The organism is Neisseria sp. HMSC070A01 (assembly GCF_001810165.1).
Classification (GTDB): domain Bacteria; phylum Pseudomonadota; class Gammaproteobacteria; order Burkholderiales; family Neisseriaceae; genus Neisseria.
In genome coordinates this window covers 475,702-492,294 of the sequence record NZ_KV800120.1, presented here as the reverse complement: position 1 = coordinate 492,294, position 16,593 = coordinate 475,702, and the positions used below count along the sequence as shown (strand labels likewise).

The 16,593-nt window shown below is 52.8% G+C and carries 14 protein-coding genes; 5 read left to right on the top strand and 9 right to left on the bottom strand.

Going from position 1 to position 16,593, the window contains the following annotated elements:
* Positions 1–50 precede the first annotated feature (50 nt).
* The 5 genes from dksA to HMPREF2711_RS05450 all read right to left on the bottom strand — a co-directional run bounded on the left by dksA (position 51) and on the right by HMPREF2711_RS05450 (position 3,253).
* Positions 51–467, bottom strand: coding sequence for an RNA polymerase-binding protein DksA (gene dksA, locus HMPREF2711_RS05470; protein ID WP_003747644.1), 417 nt, complete (start codon positions 465–467; stop codon positions 51–53).
* 232 nt (positions 468–699) lie between these two features.
* Positions 700–1,257 (bottom strand): YggT family protein, encoded by a 558-nt coding sequence (locus HMPREF2711_RS05465; protein ID WP_003747645.1) that lies wholly within the window; start codon positions 1,255–1,257, stop codon positions 700–702.
* A 2-nt stretch (positions 1,258–1,259) separates the two neighbouring features.
* Positions 1,260–2,057 carry a pyrroline-5-carboxylate reductase gene (gene proC, locus HMPREF2711_RS05460; protein ID WP_070615751.1) on the bottom strand — a complete coding sequence of 266 codons (798 nt, stop codon included), beginning with the start codon at positions 2,055–2,057 and terminating at the stop codon, positions 1,260–1,262.
* 90 nt (positions 2,058–2,147) lie between these two features.
* Positions 2,148–2,543 carry an RNA-binding protein gene (locus HMPREF2711_RS05455; RefSeq protein WP_070461559.1) on the bottom strand — a complete coding sequence of 132 codons (396 nt, stop codon included), beginning with the start codon at positions 2,541–2,543 and terminating at the stop codon, positions 2,148–2,150.
* On the bottom strand, positions 2,540–3,253 hold the full coding sequence (locus HMPREF2711_RS05450) for a YggS family pyridoxal phosphate-dependent enzyme (RefSeq protein ID WP_070615748.1): 714 nt from the start codon (positions 3,251–3,253) through the stop codon (positions 2,540–2,542). The genes HMPREF2711_RS05455 and HMPREF2711_RS05450 overlap by 4 nt, the downstream gene beginning before the upstream one ends.
* Before the next feature lie 117 nt (positions 3,254–3,370).
* Here HMPREF2711_RS05450 and HMPREF2711_RS05445 point away from each other — a divergent pair, with 117 nt between their 5' ends.
* The 3 genes from HMPREF2711_RS05445 (at position 3,371) to yccS (ending at position 8,038) form a co-directional block, all read left to right on the top strand.
* Positions 3,371–4,417, top strand: a complete 1,047-nt coding sequence (locus HMPREF2711_RS05445) for a type IV pilus twitching motility protein PilT (RefSeq protein WP_003747652.1) — start codon at positions 3,371–3,373, stop codon at positions 4,415–4,417.
* Between the two features lie 86 nt (positions 4,418–4,503).
* The gene (locus HMPREF2711_RS05440) at positions 4,504–5,733 is read left to right on the top strand and encodes a PilT/PilU family type 4a pilus ATPase (RefSeq protein ID WP_003747654.1); all 1,230 of its coding nucleotides are present in this window, start codon (positions 4,504–4,506) and stop codon (positions 5,731–5,733) included.
* A 163-nt stretch (positions 5,734–5,896) separates the two neighbouring features.
* Positions 5,897–8,038, top strand: coding sequence for a YccS family putative transporter (gene yccS, locus HMPREF2711_RS05435; RefSeq protein WP_003747655.1), 2,142 nt, complete (start codon positions 5,897–5,899; stop codon positions 8,036–8,038).
* Between the two features lie 94 nt (positions 8,039–8,132).
* On the opposite strand, the gene HMPREF2711_RS05430 is transcribed toward yccS, so the two are convergent.
* Positions 8,133–9,311, bottom strand: a complete 1,179-nt coding sequence (locus HMPREF2711_RS05430; protein ID WP_036493913.1) for a phosphoglycerate kinase — start codon at positions 9,309–9,311, stop codon at positions 8,133–8,135.
* A gap of 195 nt (positions 9,312–9,506) precedes the next feature.
* Here HMPREF2711_RS05430 and HMPREF2711_RS05425 point away from each other — a divergent pair, with 195 nt between their 5' ends.
* On the top strand, positions 9,507–10,856 hold the full coding sequence (locus HMPREF2711_RS05425; protein ID WP_003747659.1) for a M16 family metallopeptidase: 1,350 nt from the start codon (positions 9,507–9,509) through the stop codon (positions 10,854–10,856).
* Between the two features lie 58 nt (positions 10,857–10,914).
* Positions 10,915–12,213, top strand: a complete 1,299-nt coding sequence (locus HMPREF2711_RS05420) for a M16 family metallopeptidase (RefSeq protein ID WP_003747662.1) — start codon at positions 10,915–10,917, stop codon at positions 12,211–12,213.
* A 138-nt stretch (positions 12,214–12,351) separates the two neighbouring features.
* Here the strand turns inward: HMPREF2711_RS05420 and HMPREF2711_RS05415 are convergent, their stop codons facing one another.
* The 3 genes from HMPREF2711_RS05415 to glmS all read right to left on the bottom strand — a co-directional run bounded on the left by HMPREF2711_RS05415 (position 12,352) and on the right by glmS (position 16,533).
* Positions 12,352–13,734: a calcium-binding protein gene (locus HMPREF2711_RS05415; protein ID WP_231288098.1), complete on the bottom strand. Its 1,383-nt coding sequence runs from the start codon at positions 13,732–13,734 to the stop codon at positions 12,352–12,354.
* A gap of 30 nt (positions 13,735–13,764) precedes the next feature.
* The gene (locus tag HMPREF2711_RS05410; RefSeq protein WP_003747667.1) at positions 13,765–14,622 is read right to left on the bottom strand and encodes a hypothetical protein; all 858 of its coding nucleotides are present in this window, start codon (positions 14,620–14,622) and stop codon (positions 13,765–13,767) included.
* Between the two features lie 72 nt (positions 14,623–14,694).
* Positions 14,695–16,533, bottom strand: coding sequence for a glutamine--fructose-6-phosphate transaminase (isomerizing) (glmS, locus tag HMPREF2711_RS05405; RefSeq protein ID WP_003747670.1), 1,839 nt, complete (start codon positions 16,531–16,533; stop codon positions 14,695–14,697).
* Between the last annotated feature and the right edge of the window lie 60 nt (positions 16,534–16,593).

Genomic DNA, 16,593 nt, shown 5'->3' with positions numbered 1-16,593 from the left:
CGTCTGAAAGAGTATTTCAGACGGCCTTTTTGAGGTTTTATGTCTATATTTTAGTCGGCAAACTGTTTTTTCATTCGTTCGCGTCGCTCTTGCGCTTCTACGGACAGTGTCGCGGTCGGACGTGCCAGCAGGCGTTTGAGGCCGATGGGTTCGCCGGTATCGGCACAGAAACCGTAATCGCCTTCGTCAATGCTGCGGATGGTCGCTTGTACTTTGCTGAGAAGTTTACGCTCGCGGTCGCGGGTACGCAGTTCTAAAGCGTATTCTTCTTCTTGGGTAGCGCGGTCGGCAGGATCAGGGGCGGATTCGTGCTCTTGGAGATGGCCGGTAGTGGTGTTTGCATTTTCAATCAGCTCTTCTTGCATTTTAACCAGTAGTTCGCGGAAGAAGGCCAATTGGTCGCTGTTCATGTAGTCCTCTTCGGGACCATCCCAGTTTAAAATATCTTGTTCTGTCAGCTTTGCCATGGTGTCTGCTTTCGGTTTATGTTAATGATTTGGATGCTATGGGTTTGCTTTTATTGGGTTTTCTTGAATTTCCGTTTTGGAAATTGGGCGAATCATATCATGTTTTACCTATTCATTTGTTCTTTATATTTCGATTTGCACTTTTTTGCACTAGCTTACGCCTAAATATATTAATGTGCTTTTTAGGACGTTGTATTTTTGGTCGTTAATACCTACTGCGCTTTCAGACGGCCTATTGGAGCAACCATATATTCGTTTGCTGGATAAGCTGGGGAAACCATCGTGTCAGCCACAACCATAATAAGAGTGCCAGCAAACTGCCTGAAAAATCGTATCGCCCTGCGCGTAAGAGGGAAAACGGTTTGAGCAATGGCTGCAGGATTCGTTCGATGGCATAGGTCAACGGCGAATAGCGGCCCTGTATGCTGGACACCATTCTGATAATCAGAGCGATAAGTAATGTATAGGCTGCGGCTTTCAGCATATGGAGTATGGCAAACCAGAAGTTTGCCAGAATCAGCTTATTGCTGATGGATAATGCCGGCGAGATGAAAATAATGGCGGTACAGGTAAGGTAATACACCAGGAAACCTGAAGGCAGGCAGTACCAATCGGTTTTCTCGCCGGATGGAAATGCTTTTTGCCAAGGTTTGGTCAGCCAGCCTGTTGCCTGTATGCTGAATTTGAGCAGGGGGTATTCTGCTGCCAATCCTGCGTATCGGAGCAAAAAGCGTGTGATACACAGGATGGCAACGGCGTCTGCCAATAATAGGAGCAAGTCGCCGCGCATGTTCAGACGGCCTTGTATTGTTGCGCCATTTCTTGCGAACGTTTAACGCAGGCTTCTACGCCCTGTTCGATGGCTTCGGCAACGTGACGGGCTTTGAAGGTTTCGATGGCTTCGTGTGTCGTGCCGCCTTTGGAAGTTACGTTTTGCTGTAATTGTGCGAATGCTTCGCCGGTTTGTTCGGCCAAAGCCACGGCGCCTTTAAATGTGGCAAGGCTCAGTTCGCGTGCGTCTTGTTCGTTGAAACCTTGTGCCAAAGCCGCTTTTTGGAGTGCACCCAACAGATAGAAAACGTAGGCGGGGCCGCTGCCGCTGATGCCGGTAATATTGTGGAGTTGCTCTTCCTCGTTCAGCCAAACGGTCGTGCCGACAGAACGCATGATGCCGTCTGCGGCTGCGCGGTCGGCTTCTGAAACACTTGCATCGGCAAACATACCGGATACGCCCAAACCGATTTTGGCCGGCGTATTGGGCATGATGCGCACGATACGGCGTGTGCCACCCAGATACTGGCTGAGGGTATCGATGGACAATCCGGCCGCTACGGACAACACCAGCGCGCCATTCAAACGAATGTTTTGACAGGCTGCCTGCATGTCTTGCGGTTTGACGGCGAGAATGAGGACGTCGTCCGCACTCAATTCGGGCAGGTTTTCAGAAGTGGCTACGCCCAATTCTTGAACCAGTTGCTCCCGTCTTTCGGCGCCGCGTTCGACAATGTGGACACGATAGCCATCTTGTTTGACCAAACCGCCTGCAATGGCAGTCGCCATATTGCCGCCGCCTAAAAAGTAGATGTTCATAAATTTCCTTAATTTTTTAAATGAGATACATTTGCCGAGGTCGTCTGAAATACCGTTTCCATCATACCGACAAAATTTCAGACGACCTTTTTACCAACGGACGCTTTCGGGCAGTGATGTTCGGTATAAACCCTGTTTTTCCAAACAATCCAATCCTTCTTTTTTAAAAGTTTCCGCTAAAGGGCGTTTATCGCGGGTTTGCCAAGCTAGCCCGCAAGCTTCAAACTTCTTGATTTTCCTACTGAAATAATCATTAGCTGCGGTACGATAAGCATTATCGTCAATAGAATAATTCCCGTCCGCCAAACGCTTCCCGCGGAAATCCTCGATAGAAGGCGGCGGTTCGCCTTTAATTTCCCAAAAATCTATTGCTGCCGGCTTTTTGGGTTTGCACCAGCCCGATAAGGACTCACATTGATACCAGCCCATCAACCGACAACCCGTTAAGGTCAAACCAAGCAAAACGACCGAGATAATCTGTTTCATTGGCTGCCTTCTCCTTTTTGTTTTTGTTCCCGTCTGCCGAAAATCGCGCTGCCGATGCGGATATGGGTTGCGCCGCATTCTACCGCGATTGGCATATCTCCGGACATACCCATAGACAAAACATCTGCTTCGACGCCTGCCGTGTTCAACTCAGCCAACAGCCGCTGCATGGTGTGAAACTGGCTGCGCAACTCATCGTCGCTGCTGTCGGCCTTGGCCACACACATCAATCCGCGCACTTTAATATTCGGCAACTTGGCCACTTCAAGGGCCAGCCCGACCGCTTCATCGGGCGCTACGCCGTGTTTCGCCTCTTCCGCGGCAATGTTCACTTCAATGCACACCTGCAACGGCGGCATTTCAGACGGCCTTTGTTCGCTCAAGCGCCGCGCCGTTTTCAGACGGCCTATCGTATGCACCCAATGTGCGCGCTCGGCCACAAATTTGGTTTTATTGGACTGCACATCGCCGATAACGTGCCAAACAATATCCGGCAAATCGGCCAGCGTTTCCGTTTTTTCAAACCATTCCTGAATATAGTTCTCGCCGAAATCACGCTGACCGGCCGCATACACTTCGCGGATATCGTCTGCCGGAAACGTCTTGCTGACCGCCACCAGTTTCACCGCATCCGCAGGCCGCCCTGCAGCCTCAGCCGCCTGTTCAACCGCCCGGCATACGTCCCGATAGTTTTGTTGCAATACCGACATGGTTTTCTCCTTTAACCCGTTCATCACTCGGCATTTTGAAAATTTTACTTGGTCGAACGGGTTTATCTATTTAAAATAAAGCGATTTTATTATTCTAAACCAAAACAAGGCCACATTATGCAGATTACCGACTTACTCGCGTTCGGCGTGAAAAACAAAGCCTCCGACCTCCATTTGAGTTCGGGCATTTCCCCTATGATACGCGTACACGGCGACATCCGCCGCATCAACCTGCCCGAGATGAGCCCGGAAGAAGTCGGCACCATGATTACCTCGGTCATGAACGACCACCAGCGCAAGCTCTATCAACAGGATTTTGAAGTCGATTTCTCATTTGAGCTGCCTAATGTTGCCCGTTTCCGTGTCAACGCCTTTATGACCGAACGCGGCCCGGCCGCCGTATTCCGTACCATTCCGAGCACCGTCCTGACGCTGGAAGAATTACGTGCGCCGCGCATTTTCCAAAAAATTGCCGAAAATCCGCGCGGTTTGGTCTTGGTAACCGGCCCGACCGGTTCGGGTAAATCCACCACGCTGGCGGCGATGGTCAACTACATCAACGAAACCCAACCGGCCCACATTCTGACCATCGAAGACCCGATTGAGTTCGTCCATCAAAGCAAAAAAGCGCTCATCAACCAACGCGAGCTGCATCAGCACACCCACAGCTTCACCAACGCCCTGCGTTCCGCCCTGCGCGAAGACCCTGACGTGATTCTGATCGGCGAGATGCGCGACCCTGAAACCATCTCCCTCGCCCTGACCGCCGCCGAAACCGGCCACTTGGTTTTCGGCACGCTGCACACGACCGGCGCCGCCAAAACCATCGACCGTATTGTCGACGTATTCCCAGCCGGCGAAAAAGAAATCGTGCGCTCCATGTTGTCCGAATCCTTGCGCGCCATCATTTCCCAAACCCTGCTGAAAACCCGCGACGGCAACGGCCGCGTCGCCGCGCACGAAATCCTGATTTCCACACCGGCCGTGCGCAACCTCATCCGCGAAAACAAAATCGCCCAAATCAACGCCGCCCTCCAAACCGGTCAGGCCCACGGTATGCAAACCCTCGATCAAGCCCTGCAAACCCTTGTCCGCCAAGGCACCATCAGCCCCGAGATGGCACGCAGCAAAGCGCAAAACATCGAAAACCTCTCTGTTTTCTAAACCATACTCAGGCCGTCTGAACCCCATCATCCCGTTTTCAGACGGCCTTTGAGCCTGACCGAATACCCGTTTTAAAGAGAATCATCATGAGCGACCTCGCCCCTCTGCACGACCTGTTAAGCGAAATGGTGCAAGCCTACTCACAAAAAAACCAAGCACCGCACATCCCCACACCGGCCGAAATCGGCACGCATCTTCACCCCCTGCTCGACCGCATGTGTGAAGAGGCCGAAAAACGCAACGCCTCCGACATCTTCATCAGCGCAGGCTTTCCCCCTGCCATCAAAGTCGGCGGCACCCTCACGCCCATGCCCCACAAGGCACTGACCGGCGCGGACACCGCCGCCATCGCCGAATCCACCATGAACCCCGACCAGCTCGAAGCCTTCAACCGCGACTGGGAAATCAACTATTCCGTCCAATCGCGCAGCAACACGCGCTACCGCGTCAACGCCTACCACGAACAAGGCCGCGTCGGCATGGTATTGCGCCGCGTCAGCCAAGACATTCCCGAGATGAAGACCCTCGGTTTGCCCGAAAAGCTCCAAGAGCTCGCTCTTGCACCGCGCGGCCTGCTAATCCTCGCCGGCCCGACCGGTTCGGGTAAATCCACCACCATGGCCTCCATGCTCAACTACCGCAACCAAAAGCTGCCCGGCCATATCGTTACCATCGAAGACCCCATCGAGTTTATCTACAAACCTTGCCGCAGCATCTTCACCCAGCGCGAAATCGGCATCGATACCGACAACTGGAAAACCGCCGTTCAAAGCGCCATGCGTCAAGCACCCGACGTCGTCTGTATCGGCGAAGTCCGCAGCGAAGAAAGCATGGAATACGCCCTCCAACTGGCTCAAACCGGCCATCTGTGCGTTTTCACCATCCACGCCAGCACAGCCTCCCAAACCATCGAGCGCATCATCAACTTCTATCCGGAAGACCGCCGCCAACAGGTCTTGATGGATTTGGCGTTGAACCTCGTCGGCATCATCGGCCAACGCCTCGTCGTCAAGAAAAACCGCCAACGCACGGCCGTTACCGACCTCCTGCTCAACACTCCGGCCATGCAGGACCTGATTTTCAAAGGCGAATTGCTGGAAATCCGCGACCTGATGGCACGCTCCGGCAGCAACGGCATGCAGACGTTCGACCAGAATCTCTTCAATCTCTACGCACAAGGCCAAATCGAACTCAGCGAAGCCCTGCGCCAAGCGGTATCCGCCAACGATTTGCGCCTGCGCATTCAAATGCACGACGAGGGCAACAATACCGAGCGTCTCTACGACCGCATCAGCGACCTCAACCTGATGACCTGATGACGCAGGCCAAACAAGGCCGTCTGAACAGATGTGGAAACGAAATCAAGCATTTCGCCGTATCCGTTCAGACGGCCTTATCTCATTTAAAGCATTCTGAAACCGACTGAAAATCCTGTTAAAATCCAATCATTCATCTCATAACAAATAAAACAACCCAATCATGAACACCCCGCCGCTCAAACCTCTGATCATTGCCTCCCTACCCGTCTTCGCCAGCGTATTCATCGCCGCCACCCTCGTTTGGCACTTTAACACCCCCAAACTCGCCATGCCCTTCGTACTCGGCATTATTGCCGGCGGTTTGGTCGATTTGGACAACCGCCTCACAGGCCGTCTGATAAACATCGTTATCACCGTCGCCCTGTTTACCCTCTCCTCACTGCTTGCCCAAAGCACCATCGGCACAGGCATTCCCTTCATCTTGGCTATGACCCTGATGACTTTCGGCTTCACCATCCTCGGCACCGTCGGCCTCAAATACCGTACCATCGCTTTCGGTGCGCTCGCCGTCGCCACCTACACCACGCTGACCTACACCCCCGAAAGCTACTGGCTGACCAATCCCGTCATGATTCTGCTGGGCACCGTCCTATACAGCGTCAACACCCTGATCTTCCAAATCATCCTGCCCCACCGCCCCGTCCAAGAAACCGTCGCCAACGCCTACGACGCACTCAGCAACTACTTCGATGCCAAAGCCGACTTTTTCGATCCCGACGAAGCCGCATGGCTGGGCAACCGCCAAATCGACCTGGCCATGAGCAACACCGGCGTGATTACCGCCTTCAACCAATGCCGTGCCGCACTTTTCTACCGATTACGCGGCCAACACCGCCATCCGCGCACCGCCAAAATGCTGCGCTACTACCTCAGCGCGCAAGACATGCACGAACGCATCAGCTCCGCCCACGTCGATTACAGCGAAATGGCCGAGCAGCTCAAAAACACCGACCTCATCTTCCGCATCCGCCGCCTGCTCGAAATGCAGGGTCAGGCGTGCCGCAACATTGCCGCCACCCTGCGCAACAACAAACCCTACGCATACAGCAAACGCCTCGGCCGCGCCATGGAAGGCTGCCGCCAATCCCTCGGCCATTTTGCCGAAACCCACGCCGACAATGCCAACCTCCACAATATCCGCCGCCTGCTCGACAACCTCAGCAGCGTCGATTACCAACTGCGGCAACTGCAAAACGATGCGTCCCTTGCCGAAAACGACAACACCGACACCCGCATCGCCGCCCTTGAAAACACCAAGTTCCGCAACATCGGCGAGACCGTCCTCAGCCAGCTCAATTTCGAATCCGGCGTCTTCCGCCATGCCACCCGCCTCTCCATCGTCGTGGCCGCGGCCTGCATCATCGTCGAAATCCTCCATCTCAACCTCGGCTACTGGATTCTGCTGACCGCCCTCTTTGTCTGCCAGCCCAACTACACCGCCACCAAAAGCCGCGTGTACCAACGTATAGCCGGCACGATTCTCGGCGTGATTGTCGGTTCGCTCGTCCCCTACTTCACCCCGTCCGTTGAAACCAAACTCTGGATTGTCATCGCCAGCACCACCCTGTTCTTCATGACCCGAAGCTACAAATACAGCTTCTCCACCTTCTTCATCACCATCCAAGCCCTGACCAGCCTCTCGCTTGCTGGTTTGGACGTGTACCACGCCATGCCCATCCGCATCATCGACACCATCGTCGGTTCCGTTATCGCATGGGCCGCCGCCACCTACCTCTGGCCCGATTGGCGTTACCTCACCCTCAGCCACACAGCCGCCCAGACCATCACTGCCAACGGCCGCTATCTCGACGCCATCCTCGACCAGCTGCAAAACGGCAGCCGCGACGATGTCGACTACCGCCTCACCCGACGCCAAGCCCACGAAAGCACCGCCGCCCTCAGCAGCACCTTATCCGACATGAGCAGCAACCCGAAAAAATACCAAGACCGCCTGCAAGACGGTTTTACCCTGCTCAAAACCAGCTATGCGCTGACCGGCCACATTTCTGCGCTCGGCGCATACCGTGACCAGGTTCATCACGACGGCAGCGATACCTTCGCCCCATATGCCCGCCTGACCCACCACATCGCCGAACTCCTCAAACAAATGCCGCAGACCGAACCGGCCACCTTCGATGCAAGCATCGAAGCCATCCGACAGGAGTTTGCCGATTTGGAACAGACCGACAAAGAGCAGTCCCAACAAAACCAAATCCTCAAACACCAGCTCGACCTCATCATCCGCCAGCTTGCACCGTGTTATCAGGCATTGCACAGACAGTCGGATACGCAAACCGCCTAAACCGATAACACATTTCAACAAAATAAATAAGGCCGTCTGAAACCTGATTCCAGATTTCAGACGGCCTTTATTCAGCCATCAAGATTAAAACCGATTATGCGCCGCGTTTTTCCAAAGCGGCTACGGCAGGCAACTCTTTGCCTTCCAAGAATTCGAGGAACGCGCCGCCGCCGGTGGAGATGTAGCTGATTTGGTCGGTCACGCCGAATTTGGCAATCGCCGCCAAAGTGTCGCCGCCGCCGGCAATCGAGAACGCATCGCTTTGGGCAATCGCTTCGGCCAATACTTTGGTACCGCCGGCAAATTGGTCAAACTCAAACACGCCGACCGGGCCGTTCCATACGACAGTGCCTGCGGCTTTGAGCAGCTCGGCCAAAGCAGCGGCGGATTTCGGGCCGATGTCCAAAATCATGTCGTCTTCGGCAACGTCGGCAATGTCTTTCACCACAGCTTCCGCATCGGCGGCAAAGGCTTTAGCGACAACCACATCGGTCGGTAGCGGAACAGAGCCGCCTTTGGCCGCCATTTTCGCCATGATTTTTTTGGATTCTTCCACCAAATCGTGTTCGGCCAAAGATTTGCCGATGGCTTTGCCTTCTGCCAGTAAGAATGTGTTGGCAATACCGCCACCGACGATGAGTTGGTCGACTTTGTCGGCCAAAGATTCGAGGATGGTCAGTTTGGTGGACACTTTGCTGCCGGCAACGATGGCAACCATCGGATGAGCCGGTTGTTTCAGGGCTTTGCCCAAAGCGTCGAGTTCGCCCGCCATCAACACGCCTGCGCAGGCAACCGGTGCGGCTTGGGCAACGGCTTCAGTCGAAGCTTGGGCGCGGTGGGCGGTACCGAACGCGTCATTGACGAACACATCGCACAAAGAAGCGTAGGCTTTGCCCAGCTCCAAGTCGTTTTTCTTCTCGCCTTTGTTGATGCGCACGTTTTGCAACATCACGACATCACCGGCGTTCAAAGTCGGTTTATTTTCACGCCAGTCGTTCAATACTTTCACGTCTTTGCCCAACAGTTTGCCCAAATGCGCGGCAACAGGCGCTACATCGTCTTCAGGATGGAATTCGCCTTCGGTCGGACGGCCGAGGTGGGTCATCACGATCACAGACGCGCCGTTGTCCAAGCAGTATTTGATGGATGCGAGCGAAGCACGGATACGGGTGTCATCGCTGATGTTGCCGTCTTTGAACGGTACGTTCATATCGGCGCGGATCAGAACGGTTTTGCCTTGAACATTTTGTTCGGTCAGTTTCAAAAATGCCATGATGATTCCTTTGTGATGGTTGGGAACGGGAATGTTTGGGATTATCCGCGAATGAGGCGCGACGGTAAAGATTGGCAACGGCCGCGCTTGATGTGAATCAGCAGATAAAGCCGCAGGCCGTCTGAAACATTCGGCCAATCTTTGCAGATTTTCCGCTATACTTTGGCGATTGATTTTCATTTTACGGATTAAACCATGTTACGCCGAATTGCTTTAATGCTTGCCTTCGCGCTGCCTGCCGCCTCATGGGCGCAGACGCTTTCTGAAACCCTGCCCAACGGTCTGAAAATCATCGTCAAAGAAGACCACCGCGCGCCTGTGGCCGTTTCGCAGATTTGGTACAAAATCGGCAGCGTGGATGAAAAACCGGGCAAAAGCGGCCTGAGCCACGCTTTGGAACACATGATGTTTAAAGGCACGAAAGACGTCCCCTCCGGCGAGTTCAACCGCCGCGTGTCCGAGCTGGGCGGGCAAAACAACGCCTACACCAACCGCAATGAAACGGTGTATTACGAAAACGTCGCCGCCGCCAACCTGCCCGAGATTCTGAAGCTCGAAGCCGACCGCATGCACAACCTCAACTTCAGCGACAAAGAATTCCTCAACGAGATGAACGTCATCCGCGAAGAACGCCGCCAACGCACGGAAGACACGGCCGACGGTAAAATGTGGGAGCAAGCCTATCTTGCCGCCTTTACCCAACCGTCCATGCGCGCCTCCGTCATCGGCTACATGAAAGATTTGCACACCCTAAAAGCCGACGACCTGCGCGCGTGGTACAAACAATATTACGCGCCCAACAATGCCGTATTGGTCATTGTCGGCGATGTCGATGCCAAACAAACGCTTCAGACGGCCGCCAAACTCTTTGGCGATATTCCGGCCAAAGCCCAGCCGCCGCGCAACAAGCTCCATACCGAACCCTATTTGCGCAAGCCTGTTACGGTCAAAGCCACTTCTCCGGTTACACACCAGCCGCTGATTGCCATCAACTTCCGTGTACCGAAACTCCAAAAACTCGATGACACGATGCCTTTCGCCCTCGACATCCTCTCCGATATTTTGGCAGGCAACGCGTCCAGCCGTTTTGATAAAAACCTCGTGCGCGGCAAGCAAACCGCATTGAGCGCAGGAACGCATTACGACATCATCAGCCGAGAGATGCCGCTGTTCAGCGTCATAGCCATGCCTGCCGAAGGCGTGAAAACCGATACTCTGATTGCCCAGCTGCGCCAAGAAATCAAAGACATTGCCGACCACGGCGTTTCAGAAGAAGAATTGCAGCGCGTCAAAACCCAAGCAGCGGTCAACGAAATCTACGCCAAAGACTCCATGTCTTCCCAAGCCTCCATGATGGGCCGCCTCGAAGCGCGCGGTTTCCAATATACCGACGAACAAGAAATCCACCGCCGCCTACAGGCCGTCAGCGCACAAGAAGTACAGGCCGCCGCCCGGATGTTGACCGACGAGCGCATGAGTACCGTCATCATCGAGCCACAAAAAACAGCCGCCGCACCAAGCAAAAAAGCTGCCAAACGCCGATAAACATCAGGCCGTCTGAAAGCCCATATCCTTTCAGACGGCCCTAACAGAAAGCCACAACATGAAACCCACCCTGCTCGCCCTTGCCCTACTCCTGCCCTTAAGCGTCCAAGCCGCCACCGACATCCAACGCTGGCGCAACCGCGACGGTACCCAAATCCTCCTTGTCGAACGCCACGAAAACCCCATCATCGACCTTGAAGTCAGCTTCAAGGGCGCAGGCAGCGTCGCCAATCCGGACGGCAAAAGCCAAGTTGCCGAATTTACCGCCGCCCTCCTGACCGACGGCACCCAAGAGCTGGACGAAGAAGCCTTCAATGCCGAAGCCGACAACATCGGCGCACAAATCAGCAGCGACAGCAATGCCGAAAGCGCGTCCGCAGGCTTCCGCAGCCTCAGCAAAGCCGACATCCGCGACAAAGCCGCCAACTTGCTCAACCACTCGCTGACCCGTCCGCGCTTTGACGAAGCCGTTTTCCGCCGCCGTCAAACCCAATCCATTACCGGCTTGCAACAACAAGAAACCACCCCCGACTACACCGCCACGCGCGAACTGACCAAACTCATCTACCCGAAACACCCCTACGGCAGCGGCGCAAACATAACCGTTGACAGCCTCAAACGCGTCAACCTCGACGACATCCGCGCCTTCCACCGTACCCACTACGGCAAAGACAACGCCATCGTCGCCATCGTCGGCGACCTCAACCGCAAACAGGCAGAGCAACTGGTCGATCGCGTCCTCAAAGACCTGCCGGCCAAAGCCACCGCAACCCACGCCATCCCGCCCGTTCCCAAACAAACCGCCCAACGCCGCGACATCCCCTTTGCCGGCACACAAGCACAAGTCCTGCTCGGCACCTCCCTCATCAAACGCCACGACCCCGACTATTACGCCCTCGTTGCCGGTAACTACATCCTCGGCGGTGGCGGTTTCGACAGCCGCCTCATGAAAGTTTTGCGCGACCAACACGGCTACACCTACGGCGTATACAGCAGCCTCGCCCCGGCGACAGAAGAAGGCACGTTTGCCGTTTCCTACTCCACCCAAAAGAAAAACACCAAAGCCTCACTGGCCGACACCCAAGCCGTCATCGAACAGTTTATCGCCGAAGGCCCGACCGAAGCCGAACTGAAACAGGCCAAAGCCAACATCGTCGGCAGCTTCCCCCTGCGCTACGACTCCAACGACAAACTGCTTAACTACCTGAGCCTGATCGGCCTCTACGACCTGCCCAACGACTACTTGGAAGCCTACCCCAAAGCCATCAACAGCCTGACCGTCGAACAAGTCCGCGACGCATGGCAACGCCGCGTCAAATTCAAAGACCTCAACACCGTCGTTGTCGGCGCAGAATAAAACGCTTTAAAACAACAGGCCGTCTGAAACCTTGAAATAGGTTTCAGACGGCCTTTAGCTTTGTTTAAAATCAATCAAACCATTTGTAGATAATTGGTAGAATTTAAGTCCCCTTTTTACATTTTCTTTTGATTTTACTTAAGAAATCCTCGCTCCATGTGATTGGGATTGCACGATTTGTTTTTGTTGCTCCTCATATTCAATTCGTTGTGCCGTTTGCTGAATTTGGCTCAGGCTTTCCTCTACCGGCGTCTTAGCCGCTTCCCACATATCTACAGAAGCCATTATTAATCCGGGGGCTCTGTGTCCGACCGAGACTTTCCCATTATCGTTAATATTGATTAAAGACACACCACTCATCTTGTTTTTATAAGCCACTGAAGCTAACGACATCGCAATATTGTCCAAACTATTTGCATCGTAAGCGATGTTTTTCTGGGCACAAAAATCAGCAAAAATCTGTTTCCCTTGATGATAGATTTTTTGGGCGTTTTGCGGCATATCCTCAATAGTTAAAGCCGTTGGTTTATCAATATCCGCCGCGTATTGATCGCGTTCATCCCTTTCATCCAAAGACATCATATTTGGATCTTTTTCGATAAGGTCACGGGTTTTTTGGTACATTTCGTTGGCATTCTGCTCAATGTCTCGCCAACGCCCCAGCAGGCTTTTATCATATAAGGCTGGTGATTTTTTCAGCTTATTAAATAACCCTCCTCCTTGACGAAACAGAAGAATACCTGTTTCTTCCATCAGAATATCTGGTTTTTCTTGGTTCGATTTCTCCGATTGGAGTCTTTTGAAGTCCTTATCCGTAATATTGACAAACGGCAGCTTGTCGGTATCGGTATAGACAAGGGGTACAGACCTGCCTATACCTTTCGGATCAATAGCTTTCTTGAACCCCGCGTTTGCCGTATCTACCATCATTTTTAACATCCTGCCCGAAGCGTCTTGGGAAGATGAACCGCCGATAAAATCGAAGTTGTCGTCTTTGGGCGTGATTCTGAGGTTGCGAATTTCGCGGCTGCCGTCCGGACGGACGAAGAATTGGAGCTTTCTAAGATCATCAGGTGTAACAACTACTTGTGTTGAACCGAAGATAAAAGCACGTTCGACGTAGTCTGAAGATGAAGTGTCGATTCCGTATTGAGAAACAGCGACAGTAAAACCATTTCCTGGAGTCGTACTGTAGAAACCATTTTTCCAACTGTTAAATCTCTCTACCCCATAGATTTTATTACCAATCTCATCGAAAGAATAAGGTGTATTTCTTGCAGGTAAATTCGAGGCTTTAAAAAAATTCTCAAACATCTTGAAATCTGCTGCCGTGGCATATCTGCCTGCACCATTCTTCATATAGTCGGTTGCGTCAATTTTTACTGGTGTACGATTAGCTGATGTTATCGATATTCCCATATCTTCTCTTTTGGGTGGTATCGGGCTGTTCCACAAATATTGGGATAAAATTCTATCTACTGTAACATCGGATACAGCTAAAGATTTTTGGTTATCTGGCATGATAATGTTGCTCCTCGTTAAGAAGATAAGTTATTTGACATAAAAAGGTTGCCACAAAACATCTCCGCAATTGTTCATGAATAATATTTCTGTAGCGTATTGTTGATACGTTCTCTCTTTATTTACATTCCATCTATGCAGGCCAGGATCTACACCAGTAAATTTAAAATAAAAATTACCTACTCCGTAATTTTGAATATTGATATTTTGGGGTATGTCATTTTCTGGAAAAATTGCTGCTCCTTCCAAATAAGTAATTAAAGCATCTTTTTTAATTATTGGTTCAGCCTCTTTTTTACTTAAAACTGTACAGCAATCAGAACCATACACATCTGCACCGTTCTTACTGGGACCTCTAAGAATCAAAGTAAAACCTTTATTGTCATATTGTTTCAAATAGTTTTTCAAATCATTTTCCTGTCTGATTTCCTTTTTAGGATATTTTGCCAGCAGCGTCCCATCCGTCGGATCTTTCTCCGCCAAAAACATACTATCCCATTGCTCGTTAGTGTAATCCTGCGGGACAAACCAGACGCTACAGGCCTTTTCGTGACGTACGCAGTCTGCTCCCGTAGAATAATCCCGTCCGCCCTGATTGGTGGTCATGTTGGCCTTATAGGCTTCTGTTTCTCCCAACAACCTACCTGCAAAACTGACCATTGCTTTCCTGTGTAATTCCTCAGGGGTGTAAAATTTCCTGTCCCGCCAGCAGTAACCTGCCCTGAGTTTTTCCCTGTATTCCTGTTCCGAAACCCCGTCAGGCTTGGGGTCTTTGGCAATCAGTTCTTTCCAGTATTGGTATTTATCGGGCGCAGTATATTCATATATACCGAAGCCTGCTGCCGCCAAAGCAGCGATTGCCAGTAGGTATTTATAGACTTTATTCATTTGTTTGCCTTTAATTAATAATCAAGGTCGTCTGAAACTTTTCAGACGACCTTTTATCGTTTAAGCCAGGCTTTACTCAACCGTTACCGATTTAGCCAAGTTGCGCGGTTTGTCCACGTCTGTACCGCGTGCGAGGGCAGCGTGGTAAGACAGGAGTTGCACGGGGATGGTGTGCACAATCGGTGAGAGTACGCCGACGTGGCGTGGGGCGCGGATGACGTGCACGCCTTCGGTGGCGTTGAAGTTGCTGTCGAGGTCGGCGAAGACGAAGAGTTCGCCGCCACGTGCGCCGACTTCCTGCATATTGGCTTTCACTTTGTCCAACAGGCTGTCGTTCGGGGCAATCACGACAACGGGCATGTTCTCGTCCACCAATGCCAACGGGCCGTGTTTCAGCTCACCCGCAGGATAAGCTTCGGCGTGGATATAGGTAATCTCTTTCAGCTTCAACGCGCCTTCGAGGGCAATCGGGAAGTGGATGCCGCGGCCCAGGAAGAGTGCGCTGGTTTTCTTGGCAAATTTTTGCGCCCAAGCGGCGATTTGCGGCTCAAGGTTGAGAACGTGCTGAATGCTGCCCGGCAGTTGGCGCAATTCTTCGACGTATTCACGCGCCTGTTCGTCGGAAACCAGGCCGCGGTGTTTGCCCAAGGTAACGGCCAGGCCGAACAAGACAACCAGTTGGGTCGTGAACGCTTTGGTAGAGGCAACGCCGATTTCTGCGCCGGCGCGTGTGTACAGTACCAATTCGCTTTCACGCGGCAGGGCGGATTCCATCACGTTACAGATAGACAGGCTGTGTTTGTGTCCCAAGGATTGCGCGTATTTCAGGGCTTCCATGGTGTCCAGGGTTTCGCCGGATTGGGAAATGGTGATGACCAGTTGTTTCGGATCGGCAATCACGTCGCGGTAGCGGTATTCGCTGGCGATTTCCACGTCGGTCGGCACTTTGGCAATGGATTCGAGCCAGTATTTGGCAGTCAGCGCGGCATAGTAGGACGTGCCGCAGGCAAGGATTTTGATGCTGTGGATATCGTCGAACACTTCGCGGGCGTTCGCACCGAAGTTTTCAGGTTCAAAACCACCGTCCAAGAAGACTTCGGCGGTATCGGCGATGGCGCGGGGTTGTTCGTGGATTTCTTTTTGCATGAAGTGGCTGTATGGGCCCAACTCCAAAGAAGCCAGAGACAATTCGGATACTTTAACCGCGCGTTCGGTTTGAGCACCGGTTTTGTCGAGCAGTTTTTCGATACCGTTTGCGTTCAGCAGGGCGATGTCGCCGTCTTCCAAGTAGGCGATGCGGCGGGTAAAGGCAATCACGGCGGATACATCGGAAGCGATGAAGGTTTCCTGGTCGCCCAAGGCCACCAACAGCGGGCAGCCCATGCGCGCAACAACCATTTCTTCAGGGTTGTCTTGTGCGATAACAGCAATGGCGTATGCGCCGTGGAAACGGGCAGTCGCAGCTTGGACGGCTTCAAACAGTTTGCCGCCGTTTTGCGTGTATTCGTGGTTGACACTGTGGGCGATGACTTCGGTATCGGTTTGCGATTCGAAGGTGTAACCCAGAGCTTGCAGGCGTTCGCGTTCGGCTTCGAAGTTTTCGATGATGCCGTTGTGGACAACCGCAATCATGCCGCCGGAAATATGGGGGTGGGCGTTAGGCTCGGTTACGCCGCCGTGGGTCGCCCAACGGGTATGGCCGATGCCGATATGGCCAAACACGCCTTTTTCGCGTGCAGCATCTTCCATCAGCTGCACGCGGCCGACGCGGCGGACGCGTTTGATTTTGCCGTCCATGTTTACGGCAATACCCGACGAATCGTAGCCCCGATATTCAAGGCGTTTGAGACCATCGGTCAGAAAATCGACTACATTGTGATTGGCGCGAATAGCACCTACGATACCGCACATATAAGTTCCTTAGTATCAAAAGTTTGAGAAAATCTACGCCACTGACTTTCAGACGGCATA